Annotated in this window: 21 protein-coding genes and 1 tRNA gene; 1 reads left to right on the top strand and 21 read right to left on the bottom strand. The window is 46.6% G+C overall.

What is annotated here, in order from left to right:
* Position 1 precedes the first annotated feature (1 nt).
* The 15 genes from EHW58_RS07855 to EHW58_RS07785 form a co-directional block, all read right to left on the bottom strand.
* Positions 2-1,114 (bottom strand): glycosyltransferase family 4 protein, encoded by a 1,113-nt coding sequence (locus EHW58_RS07855; protein WP_152795791.1) that lies wholly within the window; start codon positions 1,112-1,114, stop codon positions 2-4.
* Positions 1,104-2,225 carry a glycosyltransferase family 4 protein gene (locus EHW58_RS07850; RefSeq protein WP_152795789.1) on the bottom strand — a complete coding sequence of 374 codons (1,122 nt, stop codon included), beginning with the start codon at positions 2,223-2,225 and terminating at the stop codon, positions 1,104-1,106. The genes EHW58_RS07855 and EHW58_RS07850 overlap by 11 nt, the downstream gene beginning before the upstream one ends.
* A gap of 48 nt (positions 2,226-2,273) precedes the next feature.
* Complete coding sequence (locus EHW58_RS07845) at positions 2,274-3,542, bottom strand: flippase (protein WP_152795787.1); 1,269 nt, start codon at positions 3,540-3,542, stop codon at positions 2,274-2,276.
* Positions 3,543-3,554: 12 nt separating this feature from the next.
* The gene (locus EHW58_RS07840; protein ID WP_152795785.1) at positions 3,555-4,730 is read right to left on the bottom strand and encodes a glycosyltransferase; all 1,176 of its coding nucleotides are present in this window, start codon (positions 4,728-4,730) and stop codon (positions 3,555-3,557) included.
* Complete coding sequence (locus EHW58_RS07835) at positions 4,730-5,812, bottom strand: hypothetical protein (RefSeq protein ID WP_152795783.1); 1,083 nt, start codon at positions 5,810-5,812, stop codon at positions 4,730-4,732. The genes EHW58_RS07840 and EHW58_RS07835 overlap by 1 nt, the downstream gene beginning before the upstream one ends.
* Positions 5,796-6,797, bottom strand: coding sequence for a hypothetical protein (locus EHW58_RS07830; RefSeq protein WP_152795781.1), 1,002 nt, complete (start codon positions 6,795-6,797; stop codon positions 5,796-5,798). Before EHW58_RS07830 ends, EHW58_RS07835 begins: the two co-directional genes overlap by 17 nt.
* Complete coding sequence (locus tag EHW58_RS07825) at positions 6,797-7,882, bottom strand: DegT/DnrJ/EryC1/StrS aminotransferase family protein (protein WP_152795779.1); 1,086 nt, start codon at positions 7,880-7,882, stop codon at positions 6,797-6,799. The genes EHW58_RS07830 and EHW58_RS07825 overlap by 1 nt, the downstream gene beginning before the upstream one ends.
* A 2-nt stretch (positions 7,883-7,884) precedes the next feature.
* Complete coding sequence (locus EHW58_RS07820; RefSeq protein WP_152795834.1) at positions 7,885-8,460, bottom strand: acyltransferase; 576 nt, start codon at positions 8,458-8,460, stop codon at positions 7,885-7,887.
* Between the two features lie 39 nt (positions 8,461-8,499).
* Positions 8,500-9,774, bottom strand: a complete 1,275-nt coding sequence (tviB, locus tag EHW58_RS07815) for a Vi polysaccharide biosynthesis UDP-N-acetylglucosamine C-6 dehydrogenase TviB (RefSeq protein ID WP_152795777.1) — start codon at positions 9,772-9,774, stop codon at positions 8,500-8,502.
* A gap of 19 nt (positions 9,775-9,793) precedes the next feature.
* Positions 9,794-10,834 carry a Gfo/Idh/MocA family protein gene (locus EHW58_RS07810; RefSeq protein ID WP_172970022.1) on the bottom strand — a complete coding sequence of 347 codons (1,041 nt, stop codon included), beginning with the start codon at positions 10,832-10,834 and terminating at the stop codon, positions 9,794-9,796.
* Positions 10,835-11,475: 641 nt separating this feature from the next.
* A complete protein-coding gene (locus EHW58_RS07805; protein WP_152795773.1) occupies positions 11,476-12,843 on the bottom strand; it encodes an MBL fold metallo-hydrolase RNA specificity domain-containing protein in 1,368 nt (455 codons plus the stop codon).
* 279 nt (positions 12,844-13,122) lie between these two features.
* Positions 13,123-14,055, bottom strand: a complete 933-nt coding sequence (locus tag EHW58_RS07800; RefSeq protein ID WP_152795771.1) for an alpha/beta hydrolase — start codon at positions 14,053-14,055, stop codon at positions 13,123-13,125.
* A gap of 359 nt (positions 14,056-14,414) precedes the next feature.
* A complete protein-coding gene (locus EHW58_RS07795; protein WP_152795769.1) occupies positions 14,415-15,581 on the bottom strand; it encodes a nucleotide sugar dehydrogenase in 1,167 nt (388 codons plus the stop codon).
* 412 nt (positions 15,582-15,993) lie between these two features.
* Entirely contained in the window at positions 15,994-17,517 is a 1,524-nt protein-coding gene (locus EHW58_RS07790; RefSeq protein ID WP_152795767.1) for a hypothetical protein, read from the bottom strand.
* 244 nt (positions 17,518-17,761) lie between these two features.
* Positions 17,762-17,849, bottom strand: a tRNA-Ser gene (locus EHW58_RS07785).
* A gap of 287 nt (positions 17,850-18,136) precedes the next feature.
* Between EHW58_RS07785 and EHW58_RS07780 the strand changes: the two genes are divergently transcribed.
* The gene (locus EHW58_RS07780) at positions 18,137-18,715 is read left to right on the top strand and encodes a UPF0149 family protein (RefSeq protein ID WP_152795765.1); all 579 of its coding nucleotides are present in this window, start codon (positions 18,137-18,139) and stop codon (positions 18,713-18,715) included.
* Positions 18,716-18,847: 132 nt separating this feature from the next.
* Here EHW58_RS07780 and nadA read toward each other — a convergent pair whose 3' ends face one another.
* The 6 genes from nadA to tolR form a co-directional block, all read right to left on the bottom strand.
* Positions 18,848-19,891 carry a quinolinate synthase NadA gene (nadA, locus tag EHW58_RS07775; RefSeq protein WP_152795832.1) on the bottom strand — a complete coding sequence of 348 codons (1,044 nt, stop codon included), beginning with the start codon at positions 19,889-19,891 and terminating at the stop codon, positions 18,848-18,850.
* Between the two features lie 338 nt (positions 19,892-20,229).
* The gene (ybgF, locus tag EHW58_RS07770) at positions 20,230-20,961 is read right to left on the bottom strand and encodes a tol-pal system protein YbgF (RefSeq protein ID WP_077578113.1); all 732 of its coding nucleotides are present in this window, start codon (positions 20,959-20,961) and stop codon (positions 20,230-20,232) included.
* Positions 20,962-20,995: 34 nt separating this feature from the next.
* Positions 20,996-21,514, bottom strand: coding sequence for a peptidoglycan-associated lipoprotein Pal (pal, locus tag EHW58_RS07765; protein ID WP_069361240.1), 519 nt, complete (start codon positions 21,512-21,514; stop codon positions 20,996-20,998).
* 50 nt (positions 21,515-21,564) lie between these two features.
* Complete coding sequence (tolB, locus tag EHW58_RS07760) at positions 21,565-22,896, bottom strand: Tol-Pal system beta propeller repeat protein TolB (RefSeq protein ID WP_077578154.1); 1,332 nt, start codon at positions 22,894-22,896, stop codon at positions 21,565-21,567.
* 107 nt (positions 22,897-23,003) lie between these two features.
* Positions 23,004-24,059 (bottom strand): cell envelope integrity protein TolA, encoded by a 1,056-nt coding sequence (tolA, locus tag EHW58_RS07755; protein WP_370517146.1) that lies wholly within the window; start codon positions 24,057-24,059, stop codon positions 23,004-23,006.
* A gap of 9 nt (positions 24,060-24,068) precedes the next feature.
* Complete coding sequence (tolR, locus tag EHW58_RS07750) at positions 24,069-24,515, bottom strand: protein TolR (protein ID WP_046075367.1); 447 nt, start codon at positions 24,513-24,515, stop codon at positions 24,069-24,071.
* Positions 24,516-24,518: the final 3 nt, after the last annotated feature.

Raw genomic sequence — 24,518 nt, 5'->3', positions numbered from 1 at the left:
CTTATAGTGTTTGGTAGAAATCGAGAAGTTTGTTTTCCTCGATACCCCAGTTATATTTACTTTTGATTGCCCTTTGGCCATTACGTCCCATTTTTTCAGCTTCAACAGGATGAGTCACCAGATAGTCGATCGCCTGGGCAGTTGCTTTAGGATCAAGTGGGTCAACACACAATCCGCATTGGTTGCCTTCGATAATTTGTTTCCAAAGTGGAAAATCTGATGCGATAACCGGCACACCTGCGGCCATATATTCAAACATTTTTACAGGTAAGGCATCTAAATAGTTGATTATCGGATGCAAGGTTACTAGTCCAGCTTTCGACTGCTCAAGCACACACTTGATCTGCTCCCGCTCTAACCAGCCAAGATGTTCGGTTCTTTGCCAGCCCGATTCAGCTTTAACTTCGTTTGCAAACTCTGTTTCAGAGAAGCTCCCACCAATCACTAGCGTGGCGCCTGATTCGTTGTAAGCAGCCGATTTAACGATCTCTTTGATCCCTCTTACTCTTCCCAACGCACCGATGTAACAAACCTGATCATTTTTGACAGACCAGTCCACTTCACACGTTGCAAGCTCAGTTAGCAATGGATAGTTGTTAATATCAATGGATGCTACGCCTATTTGGATATATTTGTTGCGTATATATGGTGTTGCAGCAATCACTCCATCTAGCTTACGACAAGCCCAGCGCTCATATACAGCAAAGGTTTTTGACAGTATCCATTTAGCAGGTTTGTTTAAGTATGGTTTACCCAACAGCTGCTTAGGCACATCTTCATGGGCATCAAAAATCACTACTTTGCCATGCTTTTTGAGCTTCAAACCTATTGGGATTAACTCAGGATCATGTAGGTGATAAACATCAGCATCCATCTCTAGCGCTTTATTCAACACGCGTCCTGGGGCGTTACGAATGCGATCCAAACGCCCTTTAGTTGCACCTACATCGTAGATTGACACGTTATTTTTTATTTCATCTCCCTTACCGTCAGCAACGATCAGCAACATGGTGTAACCATTACTTGCGAGAGACGTGCATTCCTTGAGGAAGATGCGGGTATCAAAGCGAGGATGGACAGAGGTAAGGTGGGCGACTTTACAATTAGAGCGCATAATAAATCTCTTTTAAAACATTTTCCTGTTCTTCCCAACAGTATTTTTTACGGGATTTAAATACATTTTCCTGAATAGCGCCATAGTCTTGGTTTAACAAGGCTTCTACTGCCTTTTTAAACCCCTCTACTGTATTGTCTTCGGCTACAATACCGATGCCTTCTTCTTCTACCAACCGCTTCATTTCAAAAAGATTTGAAGTAAGGACTGGCAAACCAGCCATGAGATATTCGAAGATCTTGTTAGGAGAACAGTAGCGATGATTAAGACAAGTATCCTCGTAGAAAAGAATACCGTAGTCAGCAGAGCCGGTATAACGTAGCAATACCTCAGGTGTAACTGCAGGGTGGAAAAAAATAGTACTCTGCAGCTGAGCTTTTTCCTTAATCAAGTCTTCGAGATGACCATACCCCATGCAGACTAACACACTCTTATCAGACTCAAGGTTCGAAAAAGCTTCTAATAATAATTCGATACCGCGCCCCTGACTCAATCCCCCTTGGTACAAAAAGATTTTTTGATCTGAACGGATACCTAAGCTTTCACGAAATAAATCTTCTTTTGAGCGCTCAAAAAATCTTGGGCAGTTTAAGACTAATTGGGGCTTGTCTATCGAGTAAAGACGTTGGTACTCTTTGGCGATCGAGTCACTGACGGTAATAACCGTATCTGCGTAGCGAATAAGAAAACTTTCTAACCACCTCCTTATCCCCTTTTCTACTCCTGACAAGCCTTTAATTTCAGTTTCATATTCATGGCAATCGTAAACAACCTTTTTCTCTTTAAAAAACGTTTTAATCAATAATCCCACAGGTAACGCATTAAGATCATTACAGTGGATGATATCAGCATTCCTAAACCGACATACTGCTCGAAACAAAAACTCTAAATATTTTATAAGTTGAACAGGCTTTGATTTAGACCAAGGCCTGCTCCTTAACTTTATTCGATTTATTGCGACCCCATGCACACTTTCTTCTTCAATTAATCCGTCATTATGAATTGCAACGACTGTTGTCACAAAACCCAGCTTTTTAAGTGTTTGCGATGTTTTTAAAACACGGCTGTCGTTAGTGAAGTCATTGAGTACGATGTTTGCTGTTTTTTTCATGTGAACGCTCTTTTCGTTAATTGCTTTTTTAACTATCGTACTTATCCACTATAAGTATTTTTTTATTAGCATTCTTTTAATCGCTGCATTGGCACAATACGCAATACTTGTTGCCAATGCAGCACCTATTATATCGAGCTCGGGGATTAATAAAATATTCCCAACTATGTTAATAGTTACTACTGCTAATGAAATATACATATTCCACTCTGGCTTACCCGCTGCGGCTATGCAATTGGAATATATTCGTGATCCAGCCCCCGCAATGATACCTGGGAGTAAATATAGAAAAGCGGGTAAGGCAGCACTATAATCATTACCAAATACAGGCCCAACAAGCCACCATAGTAATATGGCCGCAATAATGCTCCCAACTGCAGTAATCACTGATACAATAATAAAACCTTTATTGGTTAGTGATGATCGTGCTTGTGGGTCGTGATGCATTGCTGATAAACGTGGTAATAAAACGGCACTTGCGGCTTGAGATAACATCCAAAGTTTTTCAGCGATTTGCACAGCGATAACATAGATCCCTGTGACTGCTGGGTTCATGAAAAAATTAACGAGAAAAATATCAGATCGGTAATTTATGAATGCCAGTATATTGGATAAATGAGCCTTCCAACCGTAGTTCAGTGTTCTTTTCTTATAGTCTCTGACAGCCACAGTTTTGGGATCATTACTTTTAGTATGTTTTTTCTTTACTAGTAATATGCCTACGATAAGTAAACCAGAGGCTTGGCCGATAACATAAGCGAACATTGCTCCGAAAATACCTAAATCAAAACCATATATTACTACCGCCACACCTATTAAGTTAATATAGGGTGGAACAAGGACAGTCAAGTTAAAGGCGCCAAAGTCTTCTATACCTTGTAATATGCTTTTCAAATAGGCCAACAGGAGCGATAGAGGAAAAGAGATAAGCCCAATATATAAAAGTGTGTTGGGTACATTAGGAAAAAGATATCCACCAAAAAAATACAAAGCCGGCAAGGCGCCGATAATGCCTATAGTAGCGATCATAAATGCTAACTGTAGATTCTCTGAGATCGCCTGATGGATATTGAATTCGCCGCGACTCACGTAGTATACCGTTGCAGGCCCCACTCCCAAGTTTAGGAAGTTGGTTAACATAGTCGGTACTAAGATTGCCATAGCATAATAGCCATTACCCTCGGGTCCTAGCTCTCTAGCAATAAGAACAACCAAAAGCAACTGAGCGAAAGCCGCTAGTATCTGGCGACCCAATGTCATTGCAATGTTACGACGAACCACTGAGGCGCTTGCTATTTTTTTTAAGCGGATTATCAAAATAAATTCTCTTTAGTTGGACTCACGAATGAAAGATAAAAGGTTTTGATATTCAGTGGTTAACTGAGCAGCAACTGCTGAGGTTGAAAATCTCGCTTGTGCGTTTTTTTCTAAGACTGCAGGCTTATAACGGTCTAAATTTTGCCCTATTTCTAACATTGCTTCTGCTAGGGCTTTAGGCTGTTTAGGCTCAACCAACAATCCATCTCCTTCTTCTACAATGCACTCCGGCCCGCCACTGCGTGTTGCTACTACTGGTATGCCAGCCATCAATGCTTCTGCTGCGACAACGCCAAATGTTTCATAGTGACTAGATACCACCATCACATCGACTTGCGCCAAAAGTTCAGGCACTTTTTCAGGCTCTATCTTTCCGAGAAAGTGCACTCTATCGCTGACTCCAGCTTCTTTGGCTATTTTCATTAACTCAGCTTTGATCGGACCGTCGCCCGCAAGCCAGAGCTCCAAGACTGTTTGACTGTTTTTATTTAATTTAATAAACGCAGATAGGAGGTCAGTTTGACCTTTGTTCTTCGTCATCAATGCCAAATTTAAATAACGGATTATGTGATTATTTTTACACGACCTATTTTTTGCACTGAAGCGTGCCGCAACGACATTGGGTATCCATTTCCAGCGTGCATTAATATTAGGGAACTGCTCAATCAAGATATTTGCTAACGATGGGCTCACAGCAATATTTAAACCTGATTTTTTTATGGCATTTTCTGCTAGTTTTAACTGCCATTTAGCATAAATACCTCTAGCAAATCCTGAGCTATGTTCAGTCAACACCAAAGGTATCTCGAACTCTTGCGAAAGCTTCACGCCAGCAGCGCCCGCCAATATTGCTGAATGTGCATGGATGATATCAGGTTTTCCATTTTTCTTTATATAAGCGTTCAACAGTTTTCTTGCTGCTCTTAAGAAGAGTAGATAACTTCCATACGGGATACGAGGAAGAAAACTAAGTACTTCCTCGCGGTAAGTCAGTATACCCCGATCGTTCTCGAAGTCAGGGTTCTGATTTCTTGGTTTCCCTAATGTTCGTAATGAACGTATTGACGGAGCAATGACACCAACGGTGTGGCCGTAATTGTGCAAAGCTATTGCTTGATCGCGAAAAAAAACACCTCGGACGTCATCCGCGTTTGACGGATACCATGATGGAAGAATGAGAATATGCATTATACGACTAACTCAACTAAAGCTCTTTCAATAACTTTTTTTATTGTCCACTTAACACTTGTATCCAAACCAATATAACCTTTCATTGACCCAGAATCTTTGGCATGCTCATCGAGCCATGAGCGATGAAAGAATACATGCTCCTTCCTTTTGTTTTTTATTGCTTTTAGTTTATCCGCTTTGTTAGGAGGATGATGCCATTCCACTTTAACATCGTAATAGTCTTGAAGATAAGCAAGGTATGTGGGTTTATGCTCCGCAGCATAAACGTTAACTTTCCTTTTTAATACCATGAGGTTTTTTGAACGATAACTCAATAACTCACTAGAAATATCGTTGGAGAAAAGTATCTTTTTGGCACCTGAGATTATCTTTAAATCTTTCTTTAACTTGGGAGCACCATAATAATACTCAAGGATAGAAAGGAATATAAATTTATTCGCTTTTTCAGCTGCCTTTAGTGCTTCAATAAATAGCTCATTCGGGATGCTACTTTTTTTTAACCAATCATACCGTGTTTGTCTAATAATAGCTTCCATGTTTTTTATTTTTTCTGGTAGCTCTTCTTTTACTACATGCTGATAGAGCTCCAAAGAATGAACTGTGGACCAGACTCTCGTTAACCAACTTCTTTTATCAACTTCTCCTCCCTCTAAAAGAGAAAACTGGAGAAACCGACTTTCTATAAAATCGACCAGATAACATGAAGCTAATAATTTTCTTTCTTCAGTACTTATATCATCCCATTTTTGGAGGCAAGACTCCCCATATATACATTGTAAGTTGCTAGCATAAAAAACATACTGGATATTTCTAGATAGGGAATATGGAACGACTATTGGACCATGTAAAAATACTCTTTCATCCATATTTTTAACTGAAAGTCTTCCAGATTGTCGATTATCGAAGTCATCAGTCACGACAACGATAATATCAATATCAGATAGGCCAGGTGCTTTAATGCTACCCATAAGATATATAGATATCACTCCATCTATATTTTTCACATTTTCTAAGTACTTACTAATTTGGCTGTAATAGACACTTTCATCTATTACAGCTGGGTCATTGACTATTTTCAATGAAAAACTCCAAAAGATTTTCTGAATCTAATATCATTCTAGGTAAGATATTTTCTTTAAAATGACTATTTCTTCCAGATAAGGTCGCGAGTAAGAGCAGATCAAATCGTCCTGATGGTATTTTTTTCGATATAATAGAAGCTCTTAAAAAACCTAGAAGTCGAGGTGGCTTAGACCAACTATCCCTTATTACTGAGGCATCATAAATGCTGCGGTAATAAGTGCATGGGAAATCTTTTTCAAATTGATTTATAGCATCTTTCTTATTGAGTACTCTTCCTTGACTTTGATAATAAAAAGCAGGCACAAGCAATAGGTTGCTCACATAGCGCTTGATTGCATAATTGTTAAAACCAAACCGAAAGAAATTTCGCCATGGATTACTTAGATTCTCTAATGTTTTCTCTAACCGTTCTCTCGACTCTTTAGCTATACTTTCTATGTCATCATATGAAAATACATCCACTGACTCTCCAGTCAATGACCAACAAGCATTGTAGGATGAAAGAGGAAGGATTATCTCACTGTATTGTTTGCAAAGACTATCCCAAAGAAAAAAAGCTCCGTGGTGCTGTATAGGATCAACTCTGATTATTAGTTTATTAAATTTTTTTTCTAGCCAATTTGAAAACGCAATCTTTTTACTCGAGTCAAAAAAAACTTTTTCGTTGACAACTATCGTAGCCTCCAGATCACTGAAGTTAGTTGTAGAAAAGTCTCCATAGCTACCATGGATAATTATATCTTTTATAAGATCTTTTTCTTGAGCATAATTAAATACTTTAACAAGTTCCGAATACCACCATATACCATTCGCTTCTGCTCCAGAGCGATTTATTTTCAGAGGCTGTATGGTATTATATTTCACCTTATTTTTACGGTAAGGTATCTTTATGTTAGATACATTATCGAGCGTACAAAGCGATGACGTTAAGATCTGATAATAGTTTAATATTTGTTTACTGGGAGTTACTGTAATAGCCACTAGTTAAACTCCACTAATGCTCTCGATATCAGCGTTTGTTCTATTTCCCGTAAATAAGGGTGCATCGGCAAGCTTATCACCTGCTCGGCCACTTTATCTCCCGCGGGTAACTGAACATGATGGTCAGCTACTGCTGGCTGTTTATTCAGCGGGATTGGATAGTGCACGGCAGTCGGAATACCCGCCTCCTTGAGTTTGGCCTTTATGGCTTCTCGGTTATCAACACGAATAGTGTATTGCGCCCAGGTCGAGATATTATGCTCTTCTACATAAGGCGTAGTTTGAATGCCAGCTTCGCTGAGTAACTGGTTGTAGCGGTTAGCGGCTTGATTTCTTAGCTCAATTTCTTTGGCAAAGATCTCTAGCTTTGGCAGTAAGATGGCTGCTTGTAGTGTATCTAAGCGACTGTTTACACCTACTCGAATATGGTGATAACGGCGATCTTGGCCGTGACGAGCAATTTGGCGCATAATCAGCGCAAGCTGCTCATCGTTGGTGAAAATCGCGCCGCCATCGCCATAGCAACCAAGCGGCTTACTAGGGAAGAAACTGGTGCAAGCAATAGTGGTTAAATTACATGAGCGTTTGTCTTTGTAGCTAGCGCCAAAGCTTTGGGCCGCGTCTTCAATCACAGGGATATTATACTTTTCAGCAACGCTATTGATCGCATCATAGTCCGCACATTGACCATAAAGCGACACTGCCATAATGGCTTTCGTTTTGCTGGTGATTGCTGGCTCAATCAAAGCTGGATTGATGTTGTAGGTGCGCTCGTCAATATCGACGTAGATAGGTTTTGCGCCCAGTAACGCGACTGTCTCGGCCGTGGCAATGTAGGTAAAGCCAGGAATAATCACTTCATCGCCAGGGCCTACTTCTAGCGCCATAAGTGCAATTTGTAATGCGTCGGTGCCGTTGGCCACGCTAATGCAGTGCTGTGCACCACAAAACTCACTCAGTTTTTGTTCTAGCTCCGCCACTTCTGGGCCAAGAATGTACTTGCCATGTGATAATACAGTTTGAATCGCAGTATCGATTTTGTCTTTTATTTGTGCCTGCTGTGCAGCTAAATCAATAAATTGCATGATTAAATTTTCTCTAGCACTGAGTCAGTCAGTTGGTAAATGTCGCCCGTATGAGGACAGGTAGTTTGCGCATTGCCAGTCAGCGGCAAGTCAAGTTGCTCACCGTATTCACTCATCCAACCGATTTGCTTGGCGGGTACACCCACCATTAAAGCATAAGCCGGCACGTCTTTATTGATCACTGCACCAGCGCCAATAAACGCAAATTCGCCCACATTCACGCCACACACAATGGTGCAGTTCGCGCCTAGTGTGGCACCTTTTCTTACCCAGGTATCTTTGTATTCATCTTTGCGCTCAATAAGGGAACGTGGGTTATAAACATTGGTAAACACCATGCTTGGGCCGCAAAACACGCCATCTTCTAAATGCACATTGTCGTACACCGAGACATTGTTTTGTACTTTGCAGTTGTCCGCGATAGTGACTTTGTTGCCGACAAAGACATTTTGACCCAGCGAGACACCTTTGCCTATATTGGCACCACTGCAAACGTGAGCAAAATGCCACACTCGTGAGCCACTTCCGATTTGTGCGCCCTCATCAACAATGGCGCTTTCATGCTTAAAATAATCCATGGTTTTATCTGCCACAATTGGCGTCTCACTGGTTAAGAATTAAAGACGTAAATCTGAGTCACCGAGAGGCAGTACGTGTTTCACATCATAAAGCACATGATCAGGTTTCCCTAAAGCGCGCAATTTAGCCTCACCCATCAGTTTCATTTCAGAGTGATCGACGGCCAAAATAATCGCGTCATAGGTGCCTGGGGATAGATGGCTGATAAGCTCAATGCCGTACTCATCTTTTACCTCAGCTGGGTTCGCCCAACTATCGTAGACATCAACGCCCATATTAAAATCTTTAAGTTCGCTGATAATATCAACAATCTTGGTATTCCGCACGTCAGGACAATCGCCCTTGAAGGTGATCCCCATGACTAACACACGTGCTTCATCAATATGGATTTTACGACGCGATAACGCTTTAACTAGCTGAGTCGCTACATATTCGCCCATACCATCGTTAATCCGACGCCCAGCAAGAATCACTTCGGGCCGATAACCCGTTTCTTGCGCTTTATATGTGAGGTAGTAAGGGTCAACACTGATACAGTGACCGCCGACTAGGCCCGGTTTAAAATGCAGAAAGTTCCACTTGGTGCCTGCCGCTTTTAATACTTCTTCGGTGTCGATTTTCAATTTATTAAAAATCTTGGCAAATTCGTTGATCACGGCAATATTCAAATCACGCTGCGTATTTTCAATCACTTTGGCGGCTTCAGCCACTTTTATCGACGAGGCTTGATGGGTGCCTGCAGTAATAACTTGACGATAGACTGTATCAATAAACTTAGCAGCTTCAGGGGTAGAGCCTGAGGTGATCTTAACAATCGTCGGCAGGCGATTCACTTTGTCACCTGGGTTAATGCGCTCAGGGCTGTAACCTGCAAAAAAGTCTTGGTTGAATACCAGCCCTGAGTGTTTCTCTATGATTGGGATACACACTTCTTCTGTGGCCCCAGGATAAACTGTCGATTCAAAGACGACGGTATCACCCTTGCTGATCACATTCGCTAACGCTTTTGAGGCTTTTTTTAGTGGCGTGAGATCCGGCGTTTTCTCTTCTGTAATGGGCGTGGGGACAGTGACGATATAAAAGTTACAGCTAGCGATATCTGTTAGCTGGCTCGTGTAAGTAAGGCATTTGGCTTGTACCAACTCCTCATCGGTACATTCTTTTGTCGAATCATATCCAGCCAAGAGCTCTCTTACACGCTCTTCTTTAACATCGTAGCCAATTGTGGGGAAGCTCTTACCGAATTCAACGGCCAGTGGCAAACCAACATATCCTAGCCCTATGATGCCAAACTTCACATCTTGTAGGTTCATCTTTTTAACCTTGTTACTGTTATAAATTCAGTGGCAGGCCAACGGTCGACTTATCACGACCAGAGCGGTAAATAGCAGTCAATAGCTCAAGCGATTTAAGGCCCTCACGGCCATCGGTTTCTGCTTCTGCGCGGCCTTTTAAAGTATCAGCGACATTTTGAAAATACGGCGGGTGACCAAATCCGTACACAGAACTGGTTTGGTAGTTCGCTTGCTCAATCTCGGCGTCATAGTCTTTAGCTTCTTCAAACTGCCATTCTTGAATGTCATTAATTGCAACTCCGCCAATGCGCACCGTGCCTTTTTCGCCCAATATCGTGATTGAGCCTTCTAAATTTTTAGGGTAAGTGCACATAGTTACGGCCATTGAGCCGAGCGCGCCGTTACGCCATTTGATGTTAACTACGCCAGTGTCTTCGACTTCGATATTACGATGGGTTGAGAGCATTGCATGCACTTCTTCAACCGAGCCGACTAACCAATGCAACAAATCAACATAATGCGTCGCTTGATTCATAAAAGCGCCGCCGTCCATATGCCAGGTGCCTGACCATTTTGCGCGATCATAGTATTCTTGCGGACGCGTCCAGAAAACGTTGAGGTGTACCATATGAATGGCACCAAAACGTTTCTCGTCGATAGCACGTTTTAATAGTTGCAGCGTCGAATTACGACGGTTCTGCTTCACCACAAAAAGCTGCACACCAGCCTCTTCGCAAGCTTTTGTCATCGCCAAGCCGTCTTCCCATTTGGTTGCCATGGGCTTTTCGGTTACTACATTGATGCCTGCTTTTGCCGCTTTAATGGTGTGTGCAGCATGGATACCTGATGGTGTGCATAGCGTAACAAGGTCAAGGCTTTCCTTTTCAAGCAATTCGTCAAACGACAAATAACCGGGTACTTGGTATTTCTCTTGGTGCTCAGCCAAAACATTCAGGTTGTTATCACATATTGCAACTAGCTCGTATTCGTCGCTTAGCTGCTCAATCGAGCCAAAATGATTTTTTGAGATCCGGCCACAACCGACAACGGCAATGCGGATTTTTTTGTCCTTAGCTATACCCAATGCTTTATCTCCCAGCCGCCATCCAGCGCTCTAAACACTTCCCGTTTGGTAAGGCGTTACAGCTTTGGTTCGGCGTAACTATTGTGTTATCCAAAACAGTTGTCATTTACAATGAGTAAATTCTACTCAGCAATCGCCCACGCTACCGCCATGAGGTGTCGCTTCCCCTGTGCGCATAACTTGAGTTTGTGTGGCTGTGCAAGGCGCACAGTCGGTACATTTTAATGGGTTTTGAGTTTACCTGCTAACTTTTGTGGACAAAAGGCTTAGTGGCGAAAAGTCGAGGTTACGCAGGTGGTGTGGTGGGTTTTTAGGCGGAAAGATTAAGGGAAAGATCGTCATGGTGGTACATCTGCTCTTTTCTGTATTCTGTTATCAGGAATGGGAATACGGATCGCTTCGCTTACGGAATACGGAAAAAGCGTATCGTGCCAGTTCTGGTAGCTAAAGTTCCTAGGGCCTAGGATCCTAGGTCCTAGGAACTGCCCTGCGCGCCATCCGACATTGGCGGTCAAATATTGGCATTGATCGTGACAGGCGCCCAAGCAGCCTCGTGGCCGCATCCGGGCCTTTGCTCTTTCCGTACTCTGTATTCCGTCATCGGTATTCGGGAATTAGAGTACGGAGCGCTTCGCTTACGGATTACGGAGAAGAGCAGCTAATTCCCGTTGACTATCCGGCTCGCCATGGATTAAGTGGATCTGCTTGGGGGGCGGTTGGATGCCTTGCACGAAGTTGACCAGGTCATTTTGGTCGGCGTGGGCGGAGTAGCCGGAGATTGTGTGGATTTGCGCGTTGACCGTGACTGGGGTGTTATCTATCCACACTTGTTGGTTGCCTTGCTGAATATCGCGGCCAAGGGTTTGTTGGGCTTGGTAGCCGGCAAAGATCACGTCGGTGCGTTTGTCTTCAAGTAATGCGGTAAGGTAGTTCATGATGCGCCCACCTTGGCACATGCCGGAGGCGGCGACCACAATGGCCGGCTCGCCGGTTTGTTTTAGGCGGTTCACCAGTGCTATGTGCTGGCTGTGTTCATCAATCGTGATGCACTGCTCAAAGGCTAGCGGGTGGCGGTGTTGGTTCAGTTTGGTTTTTGCCTCTTTGCTCCACAGCTTTTTAAACTGGCGATAGTGACGCGTCACCTTTTGCGCCATGGGAGAGTCGAGAATGATAGGGAGCGTATCATCAAGCTGCTTTTGGTGAATCAGCTGCTCAATATCAAACAATAGCTCTTGGGTGCGACCGACACTGAACGCGGGGATCAATATCGCGCCACCGTCTTCGAGTGACCGTTGAATAATCGCCTCGAGCCGCTGGGCGCGCGTGGCGACGGACTCATGGGTTTTATCGCCGTAGGTGGACTCTAAAAATAAGATATCGGCACGGCTTGGCGGAGTTGGATCGGGCAACAATGGCGTATTACTAGGCCCTAAATCCCCCGAGAACACTACGCGCTGCTCGTCGGGCAGTTTTAATTCAACATAGGCCGAGCCCAAAATATGCCCCGCCGGTTGCAAGCGCAAGTAGGTCGCTGGCTGCCCTTTTTGCTTGGGCTTTAGCCGGTGCCAGCTGTTGTAAGGCAATGTCACTGTTAACTGGCGGATACGTTCGATTACCCGCTGACGATGACCATAATCCATATTAAGTTGCAATTTTAAGGTGTCATCAATCAATAGCGGCACCAAAGCGGCGGTGGCTTCGGTGCAATAAATGGGGCCATTAAAGCCAGCCGCCAATAGCCAAGGCAGCAAACCGCAGTGGTCGATATGGGCATGCGTGAGGATCAGCGCGTCAATGCGTTTGCCGTTGAGGTTCACCCTCGCCTCTCGCGCGTCATCACCTTGGTATTGGCCGCAGTCAATCAACAAACGTAAGCCGCTTGTTTTTATATCTACTTGGTGACACGAGCCCGTCACGGTTTGATAGCCACCATGGTGGGTGACAGTGAGGGTGTCGGTGTTTAGTGAGGTGTTTAGTGAGGTGTTGGGTGAAGTGTTGGGCATGGTTACGTCCTTGTTGGGAAGGGCCTAGGGTCCTAGGTCCTAGGGAAAGATTACAGAATACGGAATACCGAAAGAGACTAGACGCTTCGCTTCGAGAAACTAGAGACTAGAAAAAGCAGCCTCGTACTCGCATCCGGGTTCTTGCTCTTTCTGTACTCTGTATTCAGTCATCTGTATTCGGGATCTTGAATACGGAGCGCTTCGCTTACAGAGTACGGAAAAGAGAAGCCGGTGCTCGCATTGAGGCTCTATGCTCTTTCCGTATTCTGTATTCCGTATTCAATCTCTTATCATCTTATCCATCATCTGTCCTATCAATGGGCTTGGGTGGTTGTTGTCGTCGGTGAGAAAGTATGTGTGTCCCCAGTTGGGATCGAAGTGATCATTAAACGCGTCGCAGTCGGTTACCGTCACTTTGTTAGCGGGAAGCGCGTCGAGGTTTTCAGGGCCGGTCATGCCTAGGCGGCGGGTGACCGTGCGGTGACGGACGTTCACCACTTTTGACGCGGCCATGGCTAAATCGTCGGCGGCATAGTAAATATGTACTTGTTTGGCGGCATCCAGCACTGCCCTGCCCGGTTGGCGCGGCTCTAGGGCTTGGTTATCAACATCGGCGGCCATCATAAAGATATGCCGAAACCATTTTGGCATGGTGTCGAGTCCAGCATGTTGGTGCCAATGGTGAAAGGTGCTGATGAGCACGCGATTCCCCATGGAGTGCGCGAGTACGTTCATGCGCCGTTTGCACGGGGTGGTTTGTTGCTCGGGGGCGCGGCGCCAGTCATCAAACATCGCCAGTAAACGACTAAACGCTAAGCCGGACGCGGTGGCAGCGAGTTGGTCGTCCCAGTAATCATCAATCGCGCCGAGCCGGCTATCGTCATCACACGGCCAGATAATCGGCACCACCAGTATGGCGTTGGGTGACAGGCGATCAAATTGGTGTTGTAAGATCTGCGCCATCGGGAAAATATGGCTTTCCATTTGGTTGTTATAACCATGAAGCAAAAAGAGTATTTGGGTATGCGTGGGTAAGGCTTTCAGCTTGGCCATAAATGGCGCAGCGGTGATCTCTTTGTATTCACCCTGCCCGGCGCGTTGGCAAAAATACACCCACTTTGAGATATCGGTGTTTTGGTTATCAAAGCTGAGCCAGCGGCCAGCCTCACTGTGCGAGCCTTGTTCGGGTATACGGCTGGTAATAAATAACATGGCATCATCCACCGGTTATGAATGTGCGGGTGAGGATAAGCGAGGTCGGTCGTTGCGTTGTATGGTGTTTGGGGGATTTTGCGAGGGAGAAGGCGGAAAGAGATTAGAAAAAGCAGCCTCGTGCTCGCATCGGGGCCTTTGCTCTTTCCGTACTCTGTATTCCGTCATCGGTATTCGGGAATGGGAATACGGAGCGCTGCGCTTACGGAGTACGGGAAAGAGCACACTGCGCGGGCATTGGGGCTCTTGCTCTTTCCGTACTCTGTATTCCGTCATCGGTATTCGGGAATTGGAATACAGAGCGCTGCGCTTACGGAGTACGGAAAAGAGCAGACCGAGCCCGTACTGTGGTTTTTCCCTCAATCTGCGCCGAATAAGTCGCGGGTGTAGACTTTGCTTTCTACATCGCGGATCTCGTCAACCATACGGTTGGCGACAATCACATCGGCGCGTTGTTTGAAGGTGTCCAAGTCTTTGATGACTTCAGAGTTAAAGAAGGTATCTTCTTCAAGCACGGGCTCGTACACTACCACTTCAATGCCTTTGGCTTTAATCCGCTTCATGATCCCTTGGATGGCTGAAGCGCGGAAGTTGTCTGAGCCGGATTTCATCACCAAACGATAGACGCCGACGACTTTAGGCTCGCGCTTGATGATTGCATTAGCGATAAAGTCTTTGCGGGTGGTGTTGGCATCAACAATGGCTTGAATAATGTTGTTAGGCACGTCTTGGTAGTTGGCCAACAATTGGCGGGTGTCTTTCGGTAGGCAATAGCCGCCATAGCCAAACGAAGGGTTGTTGTAGTGATCGCCAATCCGTGGGTCTAGCCCTACCCCTTCGATGATCTGACGCGCGTCCAAACCGTGGGATTCAGCGTAGCTATCCAGCTCGTTAAAGTAGGCCACGCGCATTGCCAGGTAGGTGTTGGAGAACAGCTTTACCGCTTCCGCTTCGGTGGAATGGGTGAACAAAACGGAAATACCTGATTTAACTGCGCCTTGTTGCAACAAGGTGGCAAATTGGCGCGCGCGCTCGGATTGTTCGCCGACAATGATTCGTGATGGATATAAGTTGTCGTAAAGCGCTTTGCCTTCGCGTAAAAACTCAGGGGAGAAGAGGATATTCTCACAACCCATTTGCTGCTTGATTTTTTCCGTGTAACCCACGGGTACCGTCGATTTAATCACCATCACCGCCTCTGGGTTAATCGCCATCACATCTTTAATCACCGCCTCGACTGAACGGGTATTAAAGTAGTTGGTTTCGGGATCGTAATCAGTGGGGGTGGCAATTACCACAAAGTCCGCGCTCTGGTAGGCCTTTTCTTTGTCGAGCGTCGCGGTAAAGTTGAGTGGCTTTTCGGCGAGAAATTGCTCGATTTCGGCATCAACAATCGGTGATTGTTGGTTGTTAAGCAGGTTGACCTTTTCTTCCACGATGTCGAGTGCGACCACTTCATTATGTTGCGCCAGTAGCATGGCGTTTGACAGGCCGACGTAACCTGTTCCAGCAACTGCAATTTTCATTGGTTTTCCTTAAGTAATGTCTGGAAAAATGGTATCACGTGGGGGGGCTAGGGAAAAGATTACGGAATACGGAATACGGAAAAAGCAGCCTCGTGCTCGCATCGGGGCCTTTGCTCTTTCCGTACTCTGTATTCCGTAATCAGTATTCGGGATCTTGAATACAGAGCGCTTCGCTTACAGATGACGGAAAAAGCAGACCGTGCGCGCATAAGGGTTCTTGCTCTTTCTGTATTCCGTATTCCGTAATCAGTATTCGGGATCTTGAATACAGAGTGCTGCGGTTACGGATTACGGAAAAAGCAGACCGTGAGCACATAAGGGTTCTTGCTCTTTCTGTACTCCGCATTCGGGAAATTGAATACGGAGCGCTTCGCTTACAGATAACGGAAAAGAGCAAGAAAGGCTCTAGATCCTAAGGATTACTCGTCGATATTTGATAGTGATCGATGATTTTCTTTTTTCGAGCCAGTTGCTCTCTCTCGTAAGTGGTCAAGAGCACGGGCAATGGATCCACACTTAGGTCACTATTATCAGTAATACTTGGATTGGTGTGTTCTGCCATTAGCGCTGCCAAAGCTTGTTCGTTTTCTGTGTACATCACGCTGATGTCATAGTTAGATAATGTACCCGCATTATTTATAACGACATTAACATTGTTGTCATCAAACATCGGAATAGTTTGCTCTGCATCTGCTTCTGCGTAGATAACGTGTGTGACTGTAGTCGAGCCGCCTGTGGCTTGGTAGGCAATTCGTTGGATCCCCGATTGGACGCCAGCGCCGTTGCCATAGGCTGTTAACACATCGTTGTTAATTTCTACGGACGTGCGCTTTTCAGGAACGCTAATAGCGTTATCCGAATCTAAGGTGTCGTTATTCAAATCTTCAGCCAAATCTAATGCTGAAACCTGTCTCGCCGCACTCAGTTGCCACTCATCGCTTGGACTACTTGACGCTTTAACTGTTCCTTCGGCGGTTAAATAGTACGACAGGTTGTCGTTATCGGCATCATAGCGGTAGTCAATGATCTCACTGGCACTGTGGGGCAAGTTTTGCCAAATATAAGGCGTTTGCTGGTAGTCAACATAAAGGGCGGCAGAGGTTAAGTCGTAGGTATTTGCAGGAGCTGTCCAGTTACCCATTTCGGAAAGAGGATCAAGTTCCACTTCAGTATTATTCGCTAAATCAAAGAATTTATATTCAGTGATTTCACGAGGAGTATCTAAATCAGCATCAGAAACGTACCCATCCTCGTCTGGCGTCAAGTTACTATCATTTTCACCATTACCGTATTGATAGGCGACCGCTAAAGCATGAGAAAAACGTGATTGTATATCAATATCCTTTGAACCGTTTTCAGTCAGCTTTCTTTTGTCTGATGTGACTACACCTTTTATATCAGAAGGGTCAGCCGTTTTAATATCGATACCAGTATATGGGTTGGCATCAGGCGCATTTTTCCCCGTTACACAACGAGGGTTATTTGGCGCATCCACTTTCTCATACCCTAACCAATTTATACCATTCGATTTTAAGTATTTTCTTTGGATGGATGTTGCAAAATATTTATCCAACAATTCAATATAAAAAGTAACGTAACCACCTTTTGGCACATCTGTTTGGTTTATTTGTTGCCGACTACCATCCAATGGTACTTCTTCTTTTACTACTCCATCAGCATATTGAATAAGCAGTTTGTCACGATCTAAGCTCAAGCTAACATCCGTGTTAGCCAGTACGCTTAACTCTTCCCCTCCTGCCATTCTTTTCCCAAAAACTGAGCAATTACCAGCGCTTGCCTCGGTATAAAATTGTGCGAAGTCAAAGGTATACTTAGGCTTTGGCTTGGGCTGGCTGCTGCCGCCGTCGTCACTGCCGCCGCCGCAGCCGGATAAGGTTAAAGGGATAAGAATCGCTAAAAGCTGTTTGTTAAACATGGTTGATACTCTTTGGGTCTTGGTGCCAATCTAACGGCAAGTGTTTGCCTTTGAATGCGTGATGGCGTGGGCGATGCAAAAAGTGAGCCGGATCTATTTGGTTGTCCACTGCGGCTAGGTTAGCGTTTTTGGATAAGGGATAAAAGCAACTTGGGCAATGGCTGTGAGGGTGAAAGGGGTTTGAGATCATCGTTTGGTGAGCGATAGATAGCAAAAAACCGCCACGAGGGCGGTTTTTTAATAATGGCGGTGAGAGAGGGATTCGAACCCTCGATACGTTGCCGTATACACGCTTTCCAGGCGTGCTCCTTCAGCCACTCGGACACCTCACCATATTGTGTGTTACGCGAGCTACTTATTATGGGTGATTGACTTACCCGCTGTCGCGTTAACGGGGCGTACTATAGAGAGTTGCCGCTTTGCGGTCAAGCGGTTGGTGATGGCTTTGGGTTTAAATGGCTATTCCATCACCAAAAGCATCACTATGTCTGGAAAAACTGAGTTAACCACCCCGATTCAGTCGTCAACGTGTTGAGCAACGACTGATGTGCGATGGAAGCAACCACACCTGAAAGCTGTTAAACTCTTGCCATAGACCAAAATGCAAATTAAGAGTGTTATGAAATTATCAGATTTTCTCTCCCAACATGCCGATAGCAGCCAGCTACTTAATGACATGCAAACCCGTGGTGTGGTCACCGCGATGGCGGCCGCTCCTCATGTTATTAGCCCTAGCGAGTGGCTTCCTGTGATGTGGGGTGGCGAGGAACAAGCGCCGTTTGAGAGCCATGAGCAGTTTGAGCAGTACGCCAATCTGATTGTGGATATTTGGAATGAACAGCGCCAACAGTTGTTGGAGAAAACTTGGCAATGGCCGGAAGGCTGTTTGCTGGATGACGCTGAAATTGTCAACCAAGCGACGCGCGATTTCGCCGAAGGATTGTTGCAAGGCTGGAGCCTGACCCGTGATGACTGGGAAACGCTGATGCCGGAAAACACTGATGGTAATGCCCTACTCGGTGGCGTAGTGCTGTCTATTAGCTTGCTTTACGACCCAGAAACCGCGCTTTCCACCATGGAAGCGCAAGGCGCGGAAGAGCTGGCACAGTTTGAGGAAATCTTTAACGCCATGCCTACCATGTTGTGTGGTTTAACCCTCCACGGCGCGGCGTTGGCGGAGGATCAGGAAGGGGCATAAAAGCAGGGCCCTAGATCCTAGGCCCTAGGAAAATGAATACAGAGCGCTTCGCTTACGGAGTACGGGAAGAGCAGAAAGCAGTGCCTAGTTCCTAGGTCCTAGGATCCTAGGCCCTAGGAACTAGGAACGGTGTTACCCCTTCATTTCAGCGGCAAAGTTGAGCATGCGGTTGAGCGGGATTAGCGCTTTTTCGCGCATCTTGTCGTCAACGTGGATCTCATGCTCTTCACCACCGACTTCAAGTGCGCTCTCTATCGCTTTGAGGCCGTTCATCGCCATCCATGGGCAATGGGCACAGCTTCGACAGGTCGCGCCCGCGCCGGCGGTTGGGGCTTCGACAAGTTCTTTTTCCGGCACCATTTGCTGCATCTTATAAAAAATGCCTTTATCCGTGGCCACAATCAGCTTTTCGTTCGGCAGCGTTTGTGCCGCTTTAATCAGCTGGCTGGTTGAGCCGACGGCATCAGCCATTTTTACTACACTGGCAGGCGATTCTGGGTGAACGAGAATCGCGGCATCAGGATAAAGATGCTTCATTTTTTCCAGCGCTTGAGCTGAAAATTCATCATGCACCACGCATTCACCTTGCCATAGCAGCATATCCGCGCCGGTTTCTTTCTCAATATAGGCACCAAGGTGGCGATCGGGGCCCCAGATAATCGGCTTATCTTGGCTGTCTAGGTGTTCGACAATTTCTAACGCAATGCTCGACGTTACCACCCAGTCGGCACGCGCTTTGACGGCGGCTGAGGTGTTGGCGTATACCACCACAGTATGATCCGGATGGGCATCACAAAACGCGGTAAATTCGTCCGCTGGGCAGCCTAAGTCTAACGAGCACTCCGCGTTTAGTGTCGGCATTAGCACGGTTTTTTCTGGGGTGAGAATTTTGGCAGTTTCCCCCATAAAGCGTACACCAGCGACAATCAAGGTACTTGCTGAGTGTTGGTTGCCAAAGCGAGCCATTTCCAACGAATCAGCGACACATCCGCCGGTTTCTTCGGCAAGGGCTTGGATCTCTGGATCCGTGTAATAGTGAGCAACAAGTACCGCGTCTTTTTCTTCTAACAATTGTTTGATGCGCGCAACGTGTTGTTTTTTCTCAGTGTCAGTCAATGCCACAGGTTTCGGCGGAAAGGGGTAGACCCTTTGCGACGTTTCAATCACTTGGCTCATGGGATTACTCATGCTTACTTCCAGTCCGGAACTTCCAGTCTGGGTAGTATAACGCGAGTAGAGCTAGAGTCCTAGACGACAGATTACGGATTACGGATTACGGATTACGGATTACGGATTACGGAAAAAGCATATCGTGCCAGATTTTGCTTTTCCCGTATTCCGTAAGCGAAGCGCTCTGTATTCAAAAGCCCCGATTACCGATAACGGAGTACAGACTATAGAAAGAGCAAAAGGACAATGCGCGCACGAGTTGCCTTTTCCCGTACTCTGTAAGCGAAGCGCTCTGTATTCATTTTCCTAGGATCCTAGGCCCTAGGATCCTAGGACCTTATTGCCTACATCGCATTTTTGGCTTGTTTGGCGCTGGTTGAGTCTGGGTAGGTATCAATCACTTGTTGAAAGTATTGATTGGCTTGGTCGCCGTTACCTTGTTTTTGTGCAATCAGACCCAGTTTCAGCAAGGCATCAGGGCGTTTATTGGAGTCTTCAAACTCACTCACTGCCGTAAATTCTTGGCTCGCTTGTTCAAACTTACGTTTGGAGAAATAAAGCTGGCCGAGCCAATAGTGGGCATTAGCGGTGTATACCGATTCTGGGTATGTTGAAAGGAACGCTTTGAATGCCTTGGTTGCGCCTTGGTAATCTTTCTCTTTTAAGATCAGGTTGACTGCGGCTTCATAGGCTGCATTCTCGGTTTGATCGGCGGTGAAGTTAACCGCTGGCTTATCTTCTGGCGCTTTCTCTGGCTCTGCGGGGGCCGATTGTTTGGCTGTTCTTAGGGTGTCAATTTCTCGATATAGGTCACGTTGACGTTCAACCATTTGTTGAATGTCATAGCTGTTACGCTCAACGTTGCCGCGTAAATTGCTCAGCTCTTGCGCCATTTGGTCAAGCTGGCGCTGCATATCCAGCTGCATTTGGTTACGTGCTTGGAGCATGCGCTCTAAGCGATCGACGGCGGTGCCGCCCGCCCCTACTTCTGTCACCGGAGCAGGTGTGGCAGCCACGGGGGCTGCCACACTCACCAGTAACGCCAGCGCGAGGGTTCGCACAGAGTTACTGTTCATTGTCATATCCTTTATCCATTACCAAAAGGCTGGATTAGTATACCAATACCGCACGACGGTTTTTGGCGTAAGCTTCTTCGCTTTGGCCAAGCACCAACGGCTTTTCTTCACCGTAGCTCACGATAGAGATCTGGCTCGCCGGTACGCCCAGCGCTTGTAGGTACTTAGAAACCGCTTCGGCACGACGCTCGCCCAGTGCGATGTTGTACTCAGGGGTACCGCGCTCGTCAGCGTGACCTTCTACGACCACTTCCATCGCTGGGTTAGCACGCAGGTAAGTGGCGTGGGCATCCAGCATATCTTCGTATTGTGGCAGTACTGATGAGTCGTCAAAGTTGAAGTAAACGGTTTGCGACTGACGCAGTTCTTGGTTACGAATTTGTTGCTCTGTCATTGAGCCTTGGCCGTCAACAGGAGAAACAACCGTGGTGCCGTTTTGGTTGGTTGATTGGCCAGAACCACTGCCTGTTGAGCTATCGTGTGAGCTACACGCAGCCAGAGTAAACATCGGCAGTGCCACCGCCAGACCTTTCAGTACTTTATTGATTTGCATTCTATTTTCCTTTTCTAGAAAGTTAGCGCACGTTGTTTAAAATTAAAAAACTACAGGTAAGGTGACCAGGCTGGTGCACGCACGCGCCCGTTAGTTGCCGGTAACCGCGCTTTAAAGCGGCCGTCTACAGAGACGAGTGACAACACATTCTTACGTCCATATACCGAGCTGTAAATCACCATGCTGCCATTAGGCGCAATGCTTGGCGACTCATCCAACAAGGTTTTGGTTAGGATTTGCACCGCCCCGCTGTTTAAGTCTTGCTTTGCAATGTTGTAGCCAGACGATGATTGATTTACCATAATCAAGTGACGGCCATCCGGTGTCAGTTGCCCACCCATGTTCTGATTGCCTTGCCACGTGATCCGTCGGCTAGTTCCGTCGTCTAAATTTACGCGATAAATCTGTGGTTTGCCACCCCGGTCAGAGGTATAGATGAGCGAGTTACCATCAGGATCCCAAAATGGCTCGGTGCTATTGGCACGACCGTGGGTAATTTGCGTCAATTTTTTGCTGTTCAAATCGAAGGTATACACCTGCAAGCTACCGGTTTTGGAGAGTACCAAGGCTAACTTGCTGCCATCAGGGGAAAACTGTGGCGATCCATTGTGACGAGGGTATGACGCAATTTTCTCGCGCTGGCCGGTGTAAATGTTCATGATGAAGATTTCTGCCTGACCATTTTCGAAGCTGACATAGGCGAGCTGTCGGCCATCCGGTGACCAAGACGGCGACATCAATGGCTGTTTGGAACGCAGGATCAAGCGCTCGTTATAGCCGTCATAGTCTGACAAACGCAGCTGGTAGGGGTAGTCGTTTTCTTTATCAATCACCACATAAGCGATACGAGTTAAGAACGCGCCCTTTTCGCCAGTGAGCTGCTCATAGACAATATTGGAAATGCGATGCGCATAGCGGCGCAGGTCGCTCTCTTTGACCGTGGCGCGGTTATTCACGAGTAAGTGATCATCGGTTTGTACCAACTCGCCATCGGCGCCTAAGCCTTTGCTGTCACCGCCGGTGAGTTGCCCTCGAACGATATCAATCAGCTGATAATCAATTTGATAGCGACCGTCCGAAGTCGGAGTAATGGTGCCTGTGACCACCGCATCCACTCCCAGCGAGGTCCAAGCGTTGTAATCTACATCCGCATCACTATATGGGGTTTGCGGCATGTCACTGACCGCCAGCGGGTTGAACTTACCACTGCGGCGTAAATCGGAGCCGACCACGCCGGAAATATCTTCCGGCAATTCGCCTTGTCCCTTCCATTGAAACGGGATCACGCCAATCGGGCGCGCGGTATTCACCCCTTCGGTGATTACCAATTTCAGCGCGGCATGTGCCGGTTGAGTCAGTATCGACAGACAGGCTAAAAGCATCACAACCGCGGCGATACGCCATGTTCGCAAACGATCCTGACTCTTGCTTGTCACACTGCTTGTGCCACCGCAGGGGCTCACTTCCATCATGTTTGGTATCCTGTCGTTTAGTTAGGTCTAACGGTCAACTCAATATCACGTAGTTTGGCAATAATGTCGCCATCTTCCGGCATTGGAAACTGAGACACAGACGCCACCGCGGTTTTTGTCGCGCGACACAGCCGCGTATTGCCTGCCTTTTCTTCCACATTAAGCAACAGGCCGGTCGGTGACAAGCGCATATTCACCACGCACTCTTGCCCACTTAAGCCATCATCGACGATGAGCCGTTGCTGGATCATTTGTGTAAAAATGGCGCCGTACCGCGCCACTTCATCTTGAATAAATTGCCCGCGCGCGGTTTGCCGTTGGCTGGCTTCCGACTCGAGGCCCGAGAACAAATCGTTCAGCGCCGCCTCTTGCTCTTGTTGTCGTCGCTTCGCCTCCTGGGCTTTTCGCTCTGCCTCTTGGCGCGCTTGTTCGGCTTTACGTGCCTCTTCTTCTGCTTTTTTACGCTCGGCAAGCTTGCGCTGTCGCTCGGCTTCGGCTTTTTTCGCTTCTTCCTCGGCTTTACGTTGCGCGGCGAGCTTTTCTTGCCGTGCTTTTTCCGCTTTCTCCGCCGCGAGTTCCGCTTTGCGCTTCTCTTCTAATTTACGCTGACGTTCGCGTTCGGCTTGTTCGGCCTGTTGCTTGGCAATACGCGCCTGCTCTTGCGCTTTGGCCTTTTGCTCGGCAATTCGCTTTTGCTCTTCCCGTGCTTGGCGCTCAGCTTCTAGCTTTTGTCGCTTCACTTCACGAAGGCGCTGCTCTTCTTGCTCACGCTGCTGTTCGAGCTGCTTGGCTTGCTGCTCTAACCGTTTGAGTCGCTCCGCTTCTTCGCGTTTAGCCTGATCGCGTTGCTCGCGAATTTTCTTCGCCTGTGCATTAACCACGGCCGGATCTATCACTGTGGCATCAATCGCGCGACCCGCTTTAGGGGTTGGCGTTGAGTCAGAACTAAATTCTGCCCCCCATAACAGTACAATCACTAAGACCAGGTGCAACACGGCAGATATTGCCAGCGCGGGCATCAGCGAGTCTTTGCCTGATTTTTTATGGGTTGGTTTATCGCTTGGCTCGTTCATCACCCTCACCTACGACTCGTAAGGCTCTGTCATTAAGCCCACCGACGACACGCCAGCTTGGTTTAATGCATCAAGCGTCAGGATGATTTCTGAATAGGGCACCCGGCCATCGCCGCCCACCAGCACAGGGGACTTAGGATTGAGCTGCAGCTCAGCTTTGACGCGTACTAGAATTTCTTCCAAGCTCAAACCGCGGGTCATATCGCCATTATTGACACTGAGCCCTAATTGCCCGTCTTTATCCACTTCCACAATGATAAAAGCGCCGCTGTCTTCCTCTTCTGCCAGCTCTGCGGCGGTTTTCGCTTGTGCCGTTTGTGGCAGATCGACATCCACTCCCTGGGTCACAAATGGGGCGGTCACCATAAAGATAATCAGCAGTACCAGCATCACATCAATGTAGGGGACGACATTGATTTCCGCCGTCATCTTGCGCCGTTTAGGTTGATACGCCATGGA

This window comes from Salinivibrio sp. VYel1, assembly GCF_009377945.1.
Taxonomy (GTDB): Bacteria; Pseudomonadota; Gammaproteobacteria; order Enterobacterales; family Vibrionaceae; genus Salinivibrio; species Salinivibrio siamensis.
The sequence above is the reverse complement of the archived record's forward strand: the minus strand, read 5'-3'. Positions and strand labels throughout refer to the sequence as shown.